The 17,301-nt window shown below is 61.2% G+C and carries 13 protein-coding genes, 4 tRNA genes and 1 pseudogene; 12 read left to right on the forward strand and 6 right to left on the reverse strand.

What is annotated here, in order from left to right; genetic code table 11:
- The first annotated feature begins 19 nt into the window (after positions 1-19).
- The 3 genes and pseudogenes from RHM60_RS24975 (at position 20) to RHM60_RS25770 (ending at position 3,513) form a co-directional block, all read left to right on the forward strand.
- Complete coding sequence (locus RHM60_RS24975; RefSeq protein WP_231423316.1) at positions 20-1,432, forward strand: PLP-dependent aminotransferase family protein; 1,413 nt, start codon at positions 20-22, stop codon at positions 1,430-1,432.
- 1,067 nt (positions 1,433-2,499) lie between these two features.
- A pseudogene (locus RHM60_RS25765) lies at positions 2,500-2,607 on the forward strand (HAMP domain-containing protein); the annotation flags it as partial.
- 201 nt (positions 2,608-2,808) lie between these two features.
- Complete coding sequence (locus RHM60_RS25770) at positions 2,809-3,513, forward strand: methyl-accepting chemotaxis protein (RefSeq protein ID WP_416195192.1); 705 nt, start codon at positions 2,809-2,811, stop codon at positions 3,511-3,513.
- Between the two features lie 36 nt (positions 3,514-3,549).
- Here RHM60_RS25770 and RHM60_RS24985 read toward each other — a convergent pair whose 3' ends face one another.
- Both RHM60_RS24985 and RHM60_RS24990 read right to left on the reverse strand, forming a co-directional pair.
- Positions 3,550-4,362, reverse strand: coding sequence for an alpha/beta fold hydrolase (locus RHM60_RS24985; protein ID WP_231423312.1), 813 nt, complete (start codon positions 4,360-4,362; stop codon positions 3,550-3,552).
- Between the two features lie 362 nt (positions 4,363-4,724).
- Positions 4,725-5,483: a hypothetical protein gene (locus RHM60_RS24990; RefSeq protein ID WP_231423310.1), complete on the reverse strand. Its 759-nt coding sequence runs from the start codon at positions 5,481-5,483 to the stop codon at positions 4,725-4,727.
- Between the two features lie 372 nt (positions 5,484-5,855).
- Between RHM60_RS24990 and RHM60_RS24995 the strand changes: the two genes are divergently transcribed.
- The 5 genes from RHM60_RS24995 to gltS all read left to right on the forward strand — a co-directional run bounded on the left by RHM60_RS24995 (position 5,856) and on the right by gltS (position 7,719).
- Positions 5,856-5,931, forward strand: a tRNA-Glu gene (locus RHM60_RS24995).
- Between the two features lie 3 nt (positions 5,932-5,934).
- Positions 5,935-6,010: transfer RNA gene (locus tag RHM60_RS25000), tRNA-Gly, on the forward strand.
- A gap of 105 nt (positions 6,011-6,115) precedes the next feature.
- A tRNA-Glu gene (locus tag RHM60_RS25005) sits at positions 6,116-6,191 on the forward strand.
- Between the two features lie 3 nt (positions 6,192-6,194).
- Positions 6,195-6,270 (forward strand) — tRNA-Gly (locus RHM60_RS25010).
- A gap of 237 nt (positions 6,271-6,507) precedes the next feature.
- Entirely contained in the window at positions 6,508-7,719 is a 1,212-nt protein-coding gene (gltS, locus tag RHM60_RS25015) for a sodium/glutamate symporter (protein ID WP_322213159.1), read from the forward strand.
- 60 nt (positions 7,720-7,779) lie between these two features.
- Here gltS and RHM60_RS25020 read toward each other — a convergent pair whose 3' ends face one another.
- The 3 genes from RHM60_RS25020 to RHM60_RS25030 all read right to left on the reverse strand — a co-directional run bounded on the left by RHM60_RS25020 (position 7,780) and on the right by RHM60_RS25030 (position 12,599).
- Positions 7,780-9,519, reverse strand: a complete 1,740-nt coding sequence (locus RHM60_RS25020; RefSeq protein ID WP_322213160.1) for a dipeptidase — start codon at positions 9,517-9,519, stop codon at positions 7,780-7,782.
- 149 nt (positions 9,520-9,668) lie between these two features.
- Entirely contained in the window at positions 9,669-10,076 is a 408-nt protein-coding gene (locus RHM60_RS25025; RefSeq protein WP_003237131.1) for a PA2817 family protein, read from the reverse strand.
- A gap of 75 nt (positions 10,077-10,151) precedes the next feature.
- Positions 10,152-12,599 carry an acyl-CoA dehydrogenase gene (locus RHM60_RS25030; protein ID WP_209980686.1) on the reverse strand — a complete coding sequence of 816 codons (2,448 nt, stop codon included), beginning with the start codon at positions 12,597-12,599 and terminating at the stop codon, positions 10,152-10,154.
- Between the two features lie 275 nt (positions 12,600-12,874).
- Here RHM60_RS25030 and RHM60_RS25035 point away from each other — a divergent pair, with 275 nt between their 5' ends.
- The 3 genes from RHM60_RS25035 to RHM60_RS25045 all read left to right on the forward strand — a co-directional run bounded on the left by RHM60_RS25035 (position 12,875) and on the right by RHM60_RS25045 (position 15,336).
- Entirely contained in the window at positions 12,875-13,492 is a 618-nt protein-coding gene (locus RHM60_RS25035) for a glutathione S-transferase family protein (protein ID WP_209980688.1), read from the forward strand.
- A gap of 135 nt (positions 13,493-13,627) precedes the next feature.
- Positions 13,628-14,560, forward strand: a complete 933-nt coding sequence (locus RHM60_RS25040; protein ID WP_057008301.1) for an ABC transporter ATP-binding protein — start codon at positions 13,628-13,630, stop codon at positions 14,558-14,560.
- Entirely contained in the window at positions 14,557-15,336 is a 780-nt protein-coding gene (locus RHM60_RS25045) for an ABC transporter permease (protein ID WP_209980690.1), read from the forward strand. The genes RHM60_RS25040 and RHM60_RS25045 overlap by 4 nt, the downstream gene beginning before the upstream one ends.
- Before the next feature lie 73 nt (positions 15,337-15,409).
- On the opposite strand, the gene RHM60_RS25050 is transcribed toward RHM60_RS25045, so the two are convergent.
- Positions 15,410-15,949: a TetR/AcrR family transcriptional regulator gene (locus RHM60_RS25050; RefSeq protein WP_209980692.1), complete on the reverse strand. Its 540-nt coding sequence runs from the start codon at positions 15,947-15,949 to the stop codon at positions 15,410-15,412.
- Between the two features lie 91 nt (positions 15,950-16,040).
- Between RHM60_RS25050 and RHM60_RS25055 the strand changes: the two genes are divergently transcribed.
- Positions 16,041-17,240 carry an MFS transporter gene (locus tag RHM60_RS25055; protein WP_322213161.1) on the forward strand — a complete coding sequence of 400 codons (1,200 nt, stop codon included), beginning with the start codon at positions 16,041-16,043 and terminating at the stop codon, positions 17,238-17,240.
- The last annotated feature ends 61 nt before the right edge of the window (positions 17,241-17,301 follow it).

Below are 17,301 nucleotides of genomic sequence, written 5' to 3' on the forward strand. Positions count from 1 at the left end.
CAGTTCAAGTGAGTGGCTCATGGATTTAGGGATCGATCGACAAGCCCTTGTACCGGTGGTGCAGCAAATCGTCAGCGCGGTGGCCGAGTGGATCCGCAGTAATGGAGTCAGCCCCGGCACGCGTCTGCCCTCCATTCGGCAATTGGCCCTCGATAACCTGCTCAGCCAGTCCAACGTGGTCGAGGCGCTTGAGCGGCTGGTGGCTCAGGGGCTGCTGGCCTCCAGCAAAGGCTCCGGGTTTGTGGTGGCACCGCCGCCGGTATTTTACGAACCTGCGTGGCATGAAGGTGCGGAACGCGAGTGGGGGGCCTTCACCGACAGCCCCCTGGGGGAGCTGAAACTGGGCTGCGGCTGGTTGCCGGACGACTGGCGCGAAAGTGATGACCTCAGTTATGCGATCCGCGAAGTCAGCCGTACCGATACCGCCGGCCTGTTCAACTACAGCACGCCCCTGGGGTTGCCGGCGTTGCGTGAGCAATTGCTCAAGCGCCTGAACCAGATTCAGGTGAGCAGCAACCTGGAGTGCATTCTCACCACCCACGGTGCCAGCCATGCCCAGGACCTGCTCATCCGTACGCTGCTCAAGGCCGGGGATGCGGTGGTGGTCGAGACGCCGGGCTATGGCAACCTTTACCGTCAATTGGCGTTTCACGGCGTCACGCGGCTGGAGGTACCCCGCACCTGTTCCGGCCCGGATATTCCTGCGCTGGAAGCGCTGCTGCAACGTCATCGGCCCAAGTGCCTGTTCACCAGCAGCCTCTATCACAACCCCACCGGGTCCAGCCTGAGCCGCGATGTGGCCGAGCGCTTGCTGGCACTTGCGCGCCGCAACGACTTCCTGATTATCGAGGAGGACGTCTACGGTGACCTGCAACATGCCAGTTGCACACGGCTGGCGGCACTGCCCCATGCTGATCGCGTCATCTATGTATCGAGCTTTTCCAAGACCCTGAGCAGCGCCTTGCGCGTGGGCTATCTGAGCGCGGGCGCCTCGCTCATTGCGCAACTGGCTCACCTCAAGACGCTGACGGGCATCGGCACCTCGCGTTTCGCCGAAGCCGTCGTGACGACGTTGCTGGCCAACGGCACTTACCGAAAGTGGGCGCAACGCTTGCGCAAGCGCTTGAACGCGCAGATGGCCGCCACCCTGCAAGTGCTGGAAGACGAGGAATGGCAAGTGTTCACCGTGCCCGCTGGCGGCATGTTTTTATGGGCGCGGCCAGGGTTGGGCGACCCCTCGCGGGTGCAGGCCTGCGCCCGGCAGTTGGGTGTGCTGTTGACGCCAGGCGCGCTGTTCAATCCGGCGGGTGAGTCCAGCGATTGGCTGCGCATCAATGTGGCCCATGCGGGTGATCAGCGCGCGCTGGCGTTATTCCGCGCGATGGGGCCGGCCAGATCGACCTCGACCATTCTGAAAACGACCAGTACGTAGCTTTTTGCCATTATTGTGGCGTCAATGACTTGTGTTCAGGGCCCTGTGGTTGCCAATCTCGCTGCTGATAAACCGGGCGTGTGGCATCCGCCATTGCTGGAGGGGCAAGTGCAATGATTTCGGGCGTGCAACGACGTTTCGCCAACCTCGGTATGGCGAAGAAGCTGGGCTTGGGTTTTGCGCTGGTATTGCTGCTGACGGCGCTGGTGGCTGCGATTGGCGTGTGGTCCCTGCACACCGTTGGCCAGCGTTTCGATGGGCTCAAGCGTATGTCGTCACTCAACGACGGCTTGCTCAAGGTGCGTTTGATCGAGCAGGACTACGCGCTGCACGCCGACCCCAAAGCGGTGGATGCCCTGCATGAACGTGTCGATGCACTGGCCGCGCTGGCGGCCAGTCTCAAGGTGCAGTCGGCGGCCAATGGGCCGGTGATGACCGATGTCGAGCAGGCCCTCGGCGCCTACCGCAAGGCATTCGACGAGTTTGTCGAACTGACCCAGACCAAGGACCTGGCGCTGGAAATGGCCAGTTGGTCGGTGTCCAGCGTGGCCAATAACCTCGACGTGTTGCAGTCGGGCCTGGCGGACGATGGCGCCGAAGGCCTCAAGGAGAGTCAGGGCCGCGAAGGCGCCGAGCTGATTCAGCAGGCGGGGCAGATCAGTCAGGTATCGCGCTTGATGCTGCAGGCGATGAACGAAGCCCGGCTGCGTTTGGACCAGAGCCGCCGCGCGGATGCCGAGGACGCCGAGCAGGGCAAGATCGAACAGGCCGAGCAGGCGCTGGCCCAGGTCGAGCAGTTGAAAACGTCGGTCAAGGACGCCGGCTATCAGACTGTACTCAATGAGGTCTCCGGGCATATCGCCGCGTTCAGCGAAAAGCTCGGTGAATACACCGACCTGCTGGCCCAGGAAAAAGGGGTCTACAAACAATTGCATGAGCGCGCCGATCAGGTGGTCAGCCGGGTCAACCAGGCGTATGACGCCGAAGACCAGTCGATGCAGGCGCAGTTGGTCAAAAGCACGCTGCTGATCATCGGCTCGTCTGCGCTGGCATTGCTGGTGGGGCTGATGGCAGCGTGGCTGATTACCCGTTTGATCGTCGCGCCGCTGCGCAGCGTGATCGCAGTGGCCAGACAGATTGCGGCCGGCGACCTGACTGGCCGCATGGAGGTCAGCCGCCGCGATGAAATCGGCCAGTTGATGCAGGCGATGCAGCAGATGGGTAATGGCCTGAGCCAGATGGTCAGCGGGCTACAAGCCGGCATCGAGCAATTGGCCAGTTCGGCGCAGTCGTTGTCCAGCGTTACCGAACAGACCAACATCGAAGTCAGCAGCCAGAAGGAAGAAACCGAGCAGGTCGCCACGGCGATGAACCAGATGACCGCCACCGTGCACGACGTGGCGCGCAATGCCGAAGAGGCTGCGCAAGCCGCGCAGACCGCGGATGAGAAGGTCGACAGCGGCCAGCAGGTGGTACGCCTGAGTCTGCAGCGCATTGAATTGCTCGCCACCTCCAGCACCAGTGCCAGCGCCAGTATCGAAAGCCTCAGTGCCGAGATCCAGCACATCGGCACGGTTCTGAGCGTGATCAAGAGCGTGGCCGAGCAGACCAACCTGCTGGCCCTGAACGCAGCCATCGAAGCCGCCCGCGCCGGTGAGCAGGGGCGGGGTTTTGCGGTGGTGGCCGACGAGGTGCGAGCGTTGGCCAAACGGACCCAGCAATCGACGGAAGAAATCGAGCGGCTGGTGAGTACCCTGCGCAATGCGGCGCAGTCGTCGGTGCAGCAGATCCAGCAGAGTGGCGAACTGGTGAAGCTGGCGGTGAGTGACGCGCTGGAAACCGAAAGTGCCCTGGGCAGTATCGCGACGGCCGTGTCCTTGATCCAGCAGATGAACCAGCAGATTGCCGCTGCCGCCGAGGAGCAAAGCTCGGTGGCCGAAGAGATCAACCGCAGCGTCACCAGCATCCGGGCGAGTGCCGATCAGTCGGCATTGAGCATGCAGGGCAACGCTGCGTCGAGCATCCAGCTGGCGCAGTTGGGGGCCGAACTCAAGGGCATGGTAGGGCACTTCCGCCTTTGATCGCCGCGCAGCACGGCGATTAAAGAGGGAGGGCAGTCAGGCGTGGTTGGCGAGGAACGTCAGCAGCGCTTCATTGACGAAATCCGGGTTCTCCCGACTCGAAATATGCCCGGCATCGGGGATCAGCGTCAGGGCGCAGCCGATCAGCTCGGCCATTTCGGCGGACTCGGCCGGTGGGCGCGGTTTGTCTTGCTCGCCGCACATCACCAGCGTGGTATCTGCATCCAGGCGCGGCAGCTGTTGCAGGATGTCGTCACGGCTGAAGATCAGGCGGCCCAGGGGCACGATGCTGTGTACCAGGCGCTCTCTGGGGAAAGCCTGCAAGGCGCTGCGAAAACCCTGGTAGAGCGCGGATTCGCGGTCGATATCGGCACGAAAGAAGATCGGCGCGACCACATCCAGCAATGGCTCGGGAATGGCGCCGGCGTCTTCGATCATCTTGAACAATGAGAAATAGTACTGGCGGGTGGCTTCCGGTTCGGCACCGAGGTAGGTGTCCATCAGCACCACGCTATTGATGCGCTCCGGGGCCCGCAATGCGAGGCGTGCGCCCCACATGCCGCCGACCGACAGGCCGACGAGGTTGACCTGGGAGATTTCCAGCTGGTCCAGCAGGGCCAGGGTCTGGCGAGCCAGGTCGTCGAGGGACTGGGTTTGCGGGGGCAGCGTGCCTGATTCGCCGTGGCCCCATAGTTCGGGGACGATGACGCGATATTGCTGCGACAGGGCTTCGATCTGGGGTGCCCACATGGTGTAGTCCCAGAGGTAGCTTGAGCCCAGCAGGACGACTGGGCCGGCACCCTGGTCGAGGTAGTGGAGGGGTTGTCCATCAATTATGGCGACAGGCATGTGGGGGCCTCGGGCTGGCGGGAGTTAGGGGACTTTTTTACGCTAGTCGGGGGCGGGGGGATAGGTGCAAAGTGATGGCACTGCGCGGGCTTTTACGGGGAGATTTTGTGGGGCTCGGTCGAATGTGGGAGGGGGCTTGCTGCCGATGGCGGCCTATTGTGTGTATATCCGTTGCTGCGGTAACGGCGGAAATTGGTTCCGCCCTTACGGCAGGTCACTTTTGGAAAGCGCCGGAATGCCGGCCCAGGCAAAAGTAGCCAAAGGCTCTTGCCCCACCTCTCGGCACCGCGCTTAGCCACGGATTCAAGCCTGCGTTCGGCCAGCGTGGTTGACGGGCGCCTGAGATCAAGATCAATAGCGGATCAGTCGTAGATTGCCTTCTTCTTCCACGCTGCATCGGCGTCGTCGACTTTCAGGCCTTCGGTCAGTTCGTTGACTTCGTCTTCGGCGGGCTGGCTGTTGGTCAGGACGGTGGAGTTGGCGCGGGCCAGTTGGGATTCGAGCATTTTCAGTTGGGTGCTGTAGAGCGCCGGTTCCGGTTGTTTGCGCAGGTATTGCACGCCGCGCTCGAAGGCCAGGCGTGCCTGGCCGGGTTGGCCTTGCAGCAATGCGTGCTGGCCGAGGTTGTTGAAGAACTCGATATGCAGCAGCACCAGGAGGTGACGAATTTCGCGGATCCAGTGCTTGGCTTCGTTGGCCGGCAGGAACCCATCCTGAGCTGCTCGGGTGACTTGGCCGTGCAAGGCTTCGAGGAGGAAGCGCACGTCCTTGGCCTTGGCTTCGGTCTGGATCGGCGCGGGCGGGTTGGCGACCGGGATTGATTCGCCCTGGGCGATCAGTGCATCGAGTTCGCTGATCCGCGCCTTGAGTGCCGCGCTGGACCTGTTGAGGTTGAGCAGGCGCTGGTTGACGTTGAGCTCCAGGCGGGTGAGCAACAGCTTGAGCGCCGGGGTCATCAACTGGCCGGGGAAGGTCTCGGTGATTTCGCCGCAGCGACGCAACCGGTCGTTGAGTTCGATCTCAGTGCGTTTCTTTTCCAGCTTGTTGTTTTCCACCACGTGGTTCATGTAGCCAATGGCGATCAATATTACGATCCCGACTACTACCAGCAGGGTGATCATGAGTGGTGTCACCGGCGTGACCTCTTAATAGGGGTTTGCTGTGGAGTGTAGTGACTGGGCCGTCCGGCGGATAGGACTGTTCGACCAGTTGCCCAGGTACCTTCTTCTATATAGGTATAGCGCTCGATGAATGGGCGCACATTGCCATCATCTGTTGGAGCGAACTATAGCGCCTTGTCGGGCGCCAGAATATAGGCGCCGGGTTGCGGGGCGGCGCAACGCCCGTGCAGGCGCGTAAACACGGGGGAAGTCATTGATTTAAATAAATTTATCCTTGGGGGTTGACGACCTTTCAATCCATCCATAGAATGCGCGCCACTTACAGCGTAAAGCACACAGCGAAACGCGGTAGGGAGTGAATGTTGTACGTGTGTCCCCTTCGTCTAGTGGCCTAGGACACCGCCCTTTCACGGCGGTAACAGGGGTTCGAGTCCCCTAGGGGACGCCATATGCGGGAATAGCTCAGTTGGTAGAGCACGACCTTGCCAAGGTCGGGGTCGCGAGTTCGAGTCTCGTTTCCCGCTCCAGTTTTTAAGCAGTGTTGCTCTCGGGCGGCACTGAGTGAAACCAGGACCACGTCTTCGGATGCGGCCTCTGGGCACTGAAATACACACCATGTGTTTCAGTAGCGTGTCCCCTTCGTCTAGTGGCCTAGGACACCGCCCTTTCACGGCGGTAACAGGGGTTCGAGTCCCCTAGGGGACGCCATTTGCGGGAATAGCTCAGTTGGTAGAGCACGACCTTGCCAAGGTCGGGGTCGCGAGTTCGAGTCTCGTTTCCCGCTCCATATTCAACGAAAACGCCGATCAGAGATGATCGGCGTTTTTGTTTGTGCGTTTTTTGATCCCATGCATACCAACCTCTGCTTGGGTGGGCTGGAAAGCGAAAAACTTACCCTGCGTGTAGGGTTTTTTGTGAAGTGCGTAAGAACGTTCTGTACTTCGCTTCGGGTAGCTGTGCCCGGGGGGCTGTGTGTCTACTCTGACCGCCCCATTCTCCCCGTTCACTTCAGAGAACTGCCCGGATGTTTCAACTCGACTTTTATTCGACTCTGGTCGCTGCCTCCCTGGTGCTATTGCTGGGGCGCTGGCTGGTGGCTCGCATCGGTTTTTTACGCACCTACAGCATTCCCGAGCCGGTGGCCGGCGGGTTACTGGTGGCCGCGCTATTGGTGGTGTTGCGTTTAATGGCGGGTGTTGAAGTTCGCTTCGATGCATCGCTGCAAGCGCCTTTGATGCTGGCGTTTTTCGCCACCATTGGCCTGAATGCGGACTTCGCCAGCCTGAAGACAGGTGGGCGCATACTCGGCATTTTCCTGTTGGTGGTGACGGGCCTGCTGGTGCTGCAAAATGCCATGGGCATCGCGCTGGCCAAGGTGCTCGGGCTCGACCCACTGATGGGTTTGCTGGCCGGCTCCATCACCCTGTCCGGTGGACACGGCACAGGTGCGGCCTGGAGCGCGGTGTTCAGCGACAAGTACGGCGTGGCCTCGGCCTCCGAGCTGGCGATGGCGTCGGCGACCTTTGGCCTGGTACTGGGCGGCTTGATCGGTGGGCCGGTGGCGAGACTGCTGATCAAGCGGGTCCAGGTGCCTGGCGTCGAGCAGGCGTTGCCGCGCCTGCCCAAGGGCTTTGAACAACCCCATCGCGAACGCATGATTACCTCGTCCTCGTTTATCGAGACCCTGGCGCTGTTGGCGATAAGCCTGCAGGTGGGTACTTTCCTCAGCGGGTTGATCCAGAGCACGGCGTTCGAGTTGCCAACCTTTGTCTGTGTGCTGTTCGTGGGCGTGGTGTTGCGCAACGGCCTGTCGGCGCTGGGTTGGCACCAGGTGTTCGAACGTGAGGTGTCGCTGCTGGGCAATGTCAGCCTGTCGTTGTTCCTGGCGATTGCCTTGATGTCACTCAAGCTGTGGGACCTGGCTGCCCTGGCCTTGCCGATTGTGATTCTGCTGGCGGCTCAGGCGCTGTTGATGGCGCTGTTCGCGATATTCGTGACCTTCCGCGTGATGGGCAGCAATTACGATGCGGCGGTATTGGCGGCGGGGCACTGCGGGTTCGGCCTGGGCGCCACGCCCACTGCGATTGCCAATATGCAGGCCGTGACTCAACGCTTCGGGCCCTCGCAGATCGCCTTTCTGGTAGTGCCGATGGTGGGCGCGTTTTTCATCGACATCACCAACGCGGTGGTGATCAAGCTGTATCTGGCGCTGCCGTTCGTGGGCGCGGGCGGGTGAGGGGGGCACACTACGTCGCTGACAAAAACGCCGATCAGGATTGATCGGCGTTTTTATTTGTCAGAGTTTTGGCAACTGACCTATGCGGCCCATCATTTCAGTCACGATCTGCAGGTCCAGCAGGAACTGCTCGACGGTCTTGAATTCGCCGTCGGTGTGCCCGGTGTACTTGGTTTCCGGGCGCGCCAGACCAAATTGCACACCATTGGGCAGATCGTGCACGGACGTGGCGCCGGCAGAGGTGCCGAACGTGTGCGCCATGCCGAGGTTTTCGGTGGACACCGCCAGCAGGGCCTTCACCCATTCACCTTCGGGGTTGCGGTACATCGGCGTGTTGAGCGAGCAGGTGAAACTCACGTTGACCTTGGCATGCGCGTTCCAGGCGTTCAACTTCTGCTCGATCTGCGCCTTGAGCGCTTCCGGTGATTTGCCTTTCGGCGCGCGCAGATTCACCGCCAGCTTGAAAGCCTTGTCGTCCTGGCTGACGAAGGTCAGCGAGGTGGTCAGCGGCCCCATGAACGCATCGGAAAAGCCCACCCCCAGCTTGCCACCCAGGTAATCCAGGCCCCAGTTGTCGGCTGCGTACCGCGCGGCGTCGGTGATGTGGTTGTGCTTGAGCGCGATCTTGCCGTCGACGCTGTGGATCAACTCCAGCATGCGCGCCACCGGATTGACCCCGGATTGCGGCGCCGAGGAATGGGCAGACACGCCCGTGACGGTGAGCTTGACGTCCTTGCCGTCGACCTTGGCGCTCACTTGGAAATCACCGCCGTTGCGCTCGGCGTATTGAGTGCCGGCCTGCTGCAGGGCGGCGGCCAGTTCTGCAGGTTTATCGCTGATCAGCGTGGCCACCGACGCTGACGGAATCTGGTTGGTGGCCTTGCCGCCGGTCATGGAGATGATTTCTGCGCCGCTGCCTTCGCCCTTGCGCACCGGGAACGTGGCCATGACGGTGCCCGAGCCTTTCTCGGCAATCACCACCGGGTAGCCGCCGTCCAGTGCCAGGTTGTATTGCGGCACCGGGTTACGCGCGAAGTAGTAGGGGATGGCATCTCCGGCGGTTTCTTCAGTGGTGTCCACCAGCAACTTGAAGGTGCGCGCCAGCGGCAGTTTTTCTTCCTTGATCACTTTCATCGCGTACATCGCCACCACGATGCCGTTCTTGTCATCCTCGGTACCACGACCGTACAGGCGGTCACCGATCAGCGTGACCTTGAACGGGTCAAGCCGGGTGCCGTCCTTGAGCACCCAATTCTCCGGCGTCACCGGGACCACATCGGCGTGGGCATGGATGCCCACCAGCTCATCGCCACTGCCTTCCAGGGAGATCTCGTACACCCGGTTGTCAACGTTGCGGAAGGTGAGGTTGAACGACTTGGCCAGCGTCTGGATCCTGTCGGCGATCTTGAGAAATTCGGGGTTTTTGTACTGCGGCAGACCGTCGACGTTGAAGGTTGGAATCTCTACCAGCTCGCGCAGGGTTTCGAGAGCGGCCTTGCCGTATTTCGCACGGGTGTAAATGCCGAGCAGGCGGTGGATTTCGTTTTGTTGGTCGGCGGTGAGGGTTTTGTTGTCGAGAAACGCGTTGATCGCCGGACCTGTGTCAATAGTCTTGCCCAGGTCATCTTTATGCAGAGCAGCGAGGAAACTGCGGAAATCAGTGGACGGCGTTTCGCTGAAATTTTTCAGGATCGCGGCACTTTGCTCGGGAGTGATGTTGGCAAAAGCGGAGGGGGTGACGCTCGACAGGCTGGCGGCCAGGAGGGTCGCTACGGCCAGTTGCTTGAGTGGAAAGTGCATGGAGAGTCGCATTCCTTTGCAGGTACTGGAGACGTTTCTGACCGATCTGTCAGAAACATTTTCACACATTACCATCACTCAGGCGCAGCGTGCGCTCAAAAGTGCGGGAGGTTTTTGCTCCCACATCGGGTTTATCAAGCTTGCGACAATCAGTGCTTGCTCTGGTCGTCCGGCATGGCCAGCAGCTGCTTTTCCTGGTTCCAGTCGAACGGTTCATCATTCAGCTCGGCTTCATGACGGCGTTCTTCCAGCGCCTGGTACAGGTCCAGTTCTTCGTCGGGCATGAAGTGCAGACAGTCGCCGCCGAAGAACCACAGCAGGTCGCGTGGCACGAGGTGGGCGATTTGCGGGTAGCGCAGGATGACCTGGCTCATGAGGTCCTGGCCCAGGTACTGGCTTTCGATCGGGTCGATCGGCAGCAGGGCGCGCAGTTCGTCGAAGCGCTCCAGAAACAGGGTGTGGCTTTCCTCGGGCACTTGTTCGGCTTCGCCAACGGCAACCAGGATGCTGCGCAGGTGGTCGAGCAAGACGAGATGATCGGCAACGACGTTGGACACGCGATAAGTCCTCTAAAGCAAAAACGGGCGCGAGAGTATATAGCTCAAGCGCCCGTAATTATATGACCGCGGGTATCAGCGGACCTTGCCTTCAGCCTGGGTCAGCTCTTCCTTGCTGAAATCATCCACGTCGATCACCTTGCGTCGCGCCGCTTCGGCGTCACGCAGGGTCTGCGCTTCGGCCGGTTGCAGCACGCCCGCTTGCAGGGCGGCGTCGATGGCGTGTTCGCCGGCAGTCGGTTTGACCTGGCCACTTTTCAACGCGCTGTGCAGCTTCTTTTGCAGCGGATGGCTGGCGCCTAGCAGGTCGTAGGCATGCTGCAGGGCGCCGACTGGATCCTGCGCCGATTGCGGGCGGTAGCAGCCTGCAAGAAGCTCTTCAAGCGTCGGGTCGCCCTTGGCGCGGCCAATCACTGCTGCCACTTCGGCATCCAGTGCATCGGATGGCCCGGTGTGGCGCCGTCCGAACGGGAACACGATCACTCGCAACAGGCAGCCCAGCACCTTGTTCGGGAAGTTGCTCAGCAGTTCATCCAGCGCACGCTCCGACTCGCCGAGGCTTTCTTCCATGGCCCAGGCAAACAAGGGCTCCAGGTGATCCGGTGAATCCAGGTCGTGGTAACGCTTGAGCGCCGCCGAGGCCAGGTACATATGGCTCAGCACATCGCCCAGGCGCGCCGACAGGCGTTCGCGGCGTTTGAGCTCGCCACCGAGCAGCATCATGCTCAAGTCGGCAAGCAATGCGAAGGCCGCCGCCTGCCGGTTCAAGGCGCGGAAATAACCCTGGCTCAGGCGGTTGCCCGGGGCTTTCTCGAAGTGGCCAAGGCCCAGGTTCAGGACCAGGGTGCTGGCGGCGTTGCTGACGGCAAAACCGATGTGCTGCATCAGCAGGCCGTCGAACTCCTTGAGGGCCTGGTCACGGTCTTCACGCCCGGCCAGCGCCATTTCCTTGAGCACGAACGGGTGGCAGCGAATCGCGCCTTGGCCGAAGATCATCAGGTTGCGCGAGAGGATGTTGGCGCCTTCCACCGTGATGAAAATCGGCGCGCCCTGCCAGCTGCGGCCCAGGTAGTTGTTCGGGCCCATGATGATGCCCTTGCCGCCGTGCACGTCCATGGCGTGGGTGATGCACTCGCGGCCACGTTCGGTCAGGTGGTACTTGAGGATCGCCGACAGCACCGAGGGCTTTTCCCCCAGGTCGACGGCGTTGGCGGTGAGCATCCGCGCGCTGTCCATCAGCCAGGCGTTACCGCCGATACGTGCCAGGGACTCCTGAATACCTTCGAATGCCGACAGCGGTACATTGAACTGTTCGCGCACCTGGGCGTACTGGCCAGTGACCAGACTGGTGAACTTGGCGGCACCGGTGCCGACGGCCGGCAATGAGATCGAGCGGCCCACCGACAGGCAGTTCATCAGCATCATCCAGCCCTTGCCGAGCATCTCCTGACCACCGATGAGGTATTCCAGGGGAATGAACACGTCCTTGCCCGAGTTGGGCCCGTTCATGAACGCAGCGCCCAGTGGCAGGTGGCGACGGCCGATCTCCACGCCCGGGGTGTCGGTGGGAATCAGCGCGAGGCTGATGCCGAGGTCTTCTTCCTCGCCCAGCAGGTGATCCGGGTCATGGGCCTTGAAGGCCAGGCCCAGCAGGGTCGCCACCGGGCCGAGGGTAATGTAGCGTTTCTCCCAGTTCAGGCGCAGGCCGAGGGTCTCCTTGCCCTCCCATTCACCTTTGCAGATCACCCCGGTGTCGGGCATGGCGCCCGCATCGGAGCCGGCCAGCGGGCCGGTGAGGGCGAAGCACGGGATGTCATCGCCGCGCGCCAGGCGCGGCAGGTAGTGGTTGCGTTGTTCGTCAGTGCCGTAGTGCAGCAGCAGTTCGGCCGGGCCCAGGGAGTTGGGCACCATCACCGTGGACGCGAGGTCGCCGCTGCGGGTGGCGAGCTTCATCGCCACCTGGGAGTGGGCGTAGGCGGAAAAGCCCTTGCCGCCGTACTCCTTGGGAATGATCAGCGCGAAGAAACCGTGGGTCTTGATGTGCTCCCAGGCGGCGGGCGGCAGGTCCATGGCCTGGCCGATTTCCCAGTCGCTGACCATGGCGCAGAGTTCTTCGGTGGGGCCGTCGATAAACGCCTGTTCTTCTTCGGTCAGTTTTACCTTGGGGTAGGCCAGCAACTTGTCCCAGTCGGGGCGGCCGCTGAACAGTTCGCCGTCCCACCACACCGTGCCGGCGTCGATGGCGTCACGCTCGGTTTCGGACATCGGCGGCAAAACTTTCTGGAACCAGCTGAATAGCGGCTTCGTGAAGTATTGCCGGCGCAGGTCGGGCAGCAGCAGGGGCGCGGCCACCAGAGCGATCAACACCCAGAAGATCAGCAGCAGCCAACCCGGTGCGTGGCTCCAGGCGCCCATCGCCAGCAGGTAAACGGCAACCACGCCCAGGGCGGGCAGCGGGGCAACGCGGCGGTGTGCCAGGTAGGCAATGCCGACCACCAGCACCAGTATCCACAACAACAGCATATTCAATCCTCCGTGAAACCAGGGGCGAACCACCAGGGAGCTTAGTCGGCATGCGAGCAAGCGCGGTGATCAAGGTGTTACCACGTGTTCAAGACAGTTCCAGTCGCTTACTGGGTAGTGACCGTCCGGTGCGGGGGGAGTTCGTATGAAAACGTAGCGGAACTCGTGCGGATTTATCTGACCTGGCAGTCATGCAGTACCGTTTTGCGACCCAGGCGTCGTATGCTGCGGTTCTATTACAACATGTTGTCCATTCACCCAATCAGGGAGCGGTCATGCTGAAGATCTGGGGTCGTAAAAATTCGTCAAACGTCAGGAAAGCACTGTGGTGCGCCGAGGAGCTCGGCCTGGACTACGAGGCGATTGATGCAGGCGGGGCATTCGGGGTCGTCGACACGCCGCAATACCGGGCATTGAACCCCAACGGCCGGGTGCCGATGATCGAAGACGGCGACTTTGTGCTGTGGGAATCCAACACCATCGTGCGCTACCTCTGCGCCAAACACGCGTCGGAATTTTACCCGGCTGACCTGCAAGCCCGCGCCAACGCGGAAAAATGGATGGACTGGACCACCTCGACCCTGGCCGATCCGTTCAAAGCGGTGTTCTGGGGCATCGTGCGCACTGCGCCGGAAAAACGAAACCCGGACAGCATCAATGCCGGGCGCGAGGCCTGTATCGATGCGCTCCACACCGTTGAGCAAGCGCTCGCCGGGCAACCTTATCTGTCCGGCAACGCGTTCGGCATGGGCGATATTCCCCTCGGCTGCTTCATCTACGCCTGGTTCGAAATGCCCATCGAGCGCCCCGCCATGCCGCACCTGGAGGCCTGGTACCAGCGCCTGCAACAGCGCCCGGCCTTCCGCAAGGCAGTGATGACTGCGTTGACTTAATACCCACTATTAATGCGCTTGACTGTACTTGTGTGACGCGGGCACTCACCATGCCCGCCATGCACCCCGGTTGAACTACCTGCGGTGCGCCTTCATCTACCCTTTCCATTCCCTTCTTTTGGTGCGTATTCCGATATGAGTTCCGCTCTGTCCATCCGGCAGCTAACCAAAACCTACGGCAACGGTTTCCAGGCCTTGAGTGGTATCGATCTGGACGTTGCCGAAGGTGATTTCTTCGCCTTGCTCGGCCCCAACGGTGCCGGCAAATCCACCACCATCGGTATTCTCTCCACCCTGGTCAACAAGACCAGCGGCACGGTGAACATCTTCGGTCACGACCTGGACAAATCCCCGGCGGCGCTCAAGCGCTCCATTGGCGTGGTGCCCCAGGAATTCAACTTCAACCAGTTCGAAAAAACCTTCGACATCGTTGTGACCCAGGCCGGTTACTACGGCATCCCGTCGAAAGTCGCCAAGGAGCGCGCCGAGCAGTACCTGACCCAACTGGGCCTTTGGGACAAACGTGACGTGCCGTCACGCTCGCTGTCCGGCGGCATGAAACGCCGTCTGATGATCGCCCGCGCACTGGTGCATGAGCCGCGCCTGCTGATCCTCGATGAGCCCACTGCCGGCGTTGACATCGAACTGCGCCGCTCCATGTGGACCTTCCTCACCGAGTTGAACGAGAAGGGCATCACCATCATCCTCACCACTCACTATCTGGAAGAGGCCGAGCAACTGTGCCGCAACATCGGCATCATCGACCACGGCACCATCGTCGAGAACACCAGCATGCGTAATCTGCTGGGTCAACTGCACGTGGAAACGTTCCTGCTCGACCTGAAAAACCCGTTGTCGGCGCCGCCGCAGTTGCTGGGCTACCCGAGCCGCCTGGTGGACAGTCGCACCCTGGAAGTCCAGGTGGACAAGGCCATGGGCATCACCGCGCTGTTCACGCAGTTGGCGACCCAGAACATCGAAGTGCTGAGCCTGCGTAATAAAACCAATCGCCTTGAGGAGTTGTTCGTGTCCCTGGTGGAGAAAAATCTGGCGAAGGTGGCGGTATGAGTTCCGAACTGCAACCCAACCTCGTCGCGCTGCAAACCATCGTCTATCGCGAAGTGAAGCGCTTCACCCGGATCTGGCCGCAGACGCTGCTGCCGCCGGCGATCACCATGGTCCTGTACTTCGTGATCTTCGGTAACCTGATCGGTCGGCAGATCGGTGACATGGGTGGTTTCACCTACATGGAGTACATCGTGCCGGGCCTGATCATGATGTCGGTGATCACCAACTCCTACGGCAACGTGGTCTCCAGCTTCTTCGGCAGCAAATTCCAGCGCTCCATCGAAGAGCTGATGGTGTCGCCGGTTTCGCCGCACACCATCCTGATCGGCTACACCGCAGGCGGCGTTCTGCGCGGCTTGATGGTCGGCGTGATCGTGACCCTGCTGTCGCTGTTCTTCACTCACCTGCAGGTGCACCATCTGGGCGTCACCATTCTGGTGGTGGTGCTGACGGCGACGATCTTTTCGCTGCTGGGGTTTATCAACGCGGTGTTTGCACGCAATTTCGATGATATCTCCATCATCCCGACCTTCGTGCTCACGCCGCTGACCTACCTGGGCGGGGTGTTCTACTCCATTACCCTGCTGCCGCCATTCTGGCAGACCGTGTCGCTGGCCAACCCGGTGTTGCATATGGTCAATGCTTTCCGCTACGGCATTCTGGGTGTGTCGGATATCAGGATCAGCGTGGCGATCACCTTCATGATCGTTGCCACTATTGTCTTGTACTTCGGCTGTGCACGGTTGCTGGTGAGCGGGCGCGGGATGCGTACATAACTGCTGACCTTAACCAGGCCAAAAATGTGGGAAGGGGCAAGCCCCCTCCCACATTTGGATTTGGGTAGGGCCTCTACTTTTTCAATGCCAGCTCGATCAGGGCGTGCAGCTCTTGCACGGTGAGCGGCGCCGTTGAAAACAGAATTCGAAATACCGTCGGCGCCGCGATCAGATTGATCAAGTGGGCCACGCTCGGTGGGTTGCTGTCGGGATAGCGATCGACAATCACTTGAAGCTGCCCGCTGAGGATGCTCACGCAGCAGCCCGGGGTCACGCTGCATTGCAGGTCGCGCATCATGTTGCGCCCTGGCTCGGAGCTCATCTCATCCAGATACTGCTCGGCCCAGGCCTGCACATCGCCGCGCAGGCTGCCGGTGTTGGCCGGCTCACTGTCCGGGCGCATGCGGGCCAGGGCCACATCCGCGAGCAACACACCAAGGTCACCCCAACGCCGGTAGATGGTCGAGGGCGTGACACCTGCACGTGCGGCGATCATCGGCACCGTAACACTGGAACGCTCATGGGTTTCCAGCAGTTCACGCGCCGCCGAATGAACGGATTCTTGTACCCGGGCACTACGGCCCCCCGGGCGGAGGCCTTCTTTTATCGCCATGGTTGCGACCTTAACACAAAGAATTTGCTTTAAGAGCCAGCCGGTAGCACACTCCGCAAAAGCAAAATATTAGCTTTAGCGGAGCGTGCCCATGTCCAGTCCCACCTCTCATCGTCCCAGCCTGGTGTTCCTCGCGATCACCTTGCTGACGTTCCTGGCCGCTTCCAGTGCGCCGACGCCGCTGTATCACCTCTATCAGGAAGGTCTGCATTTTTCGGCGGGCATGCTCACGCTGATTTTCGGGGTGTACGCCATGAGCCTGCTGGCAGCGTTGCTGACCGTGGGTTCGTTGTCGGACTACCTCGGACGCAAGCCGGTGATTTTTGCCGCGCTGGTCCTGAATATGCTGGCGATGTTGCTGTTTATCAATGAAGGCAGTGTGGCCTGGCTGATTGCTGCGCGCACCCTGCAAGGGTTTGCCACCGGCATGGCCACCGCGGTGTTGGGCGCGGCGCTGCTCGACAGCGACCGCCAGCAGGGCCCGTTGGTCAACAGTGTGGCGCCGTTGCTGGGCATGGCGTGTGGGGCGATGGGCAGCAGTTTGCTGGTGGAGTTCGCGCCGCTGCCGACCCAGTTGATCTACTGCACATTGTTGCTGCTGATGGTATTGCAGGCCGTGTATGTGTGGCGTCTGCCGGAAAGCGTGAGCCGTATTCCGGGTGCATTGGCCTCGTTGCGTCCGACCCTGCATGTGCCGCCTCAGGCACGCCGGGCGTTGTGGCTGTCGTTGCCGGTGGATGTGGCGGTGTGGGCGATGGGCGGGTTCTACCTCTCCCTGGCGCCGTCGCTGGTGCGGGCGGCCACCGGCTCGACGTCCAACCTGATCGGTGGCGGCCTGGTGGCGGTGCTGACCTTGAGTGGCGCGCTGATGATCCTCACCCTGCGCAATCGACCCGCGGACAAGGTGCTGCGCCTCGGCGCCGGGTTGCTGGCCATCGGCGTGGCCCTGATCCTTACGGCGGTGCATAGCGCCAGCCTGCCGCTGTTTTTCATCGCCACCCTGATCGCCGGCAGCGGCTTTGGCGCAGGCTTTCTGGGCGCCTTGCGCAGTGTGGTACCGCTGGCCTTGCCCCATGAGCGGGCGGGCTTGATGTCGGCATTTTATGTGCTGAGTTACCTGGCGTTCTGTTTGCCGTCGTTATTGGCGGGCAACCTGATTCGACGTTTTGGCTTGATCGCGACCACCGACGGTTATGGCGCGGTGCTGATCCTGCTGGCGTTGGGTGCCCTGGCTGCGCTGATGTGGCAGAGCCGGCAGTCGGTGCATATTGGTAAAACAGATAACAGTTAGAGATATTACCCGTTATATAGATATTCGCTCAGCTTCTATGATGGCCTCCACCTCATACGAG

The organism is Pseudomonas sp. MH9.3 (assembly GCF_034354675.1).
In the GTDB taxonomy this organism is placed as follows: Bacteria; Pseudomonadota; Gammaproteobacteria; order Pseudomonadales; family Pseudomonadaceae; genus Aquipseudomonas.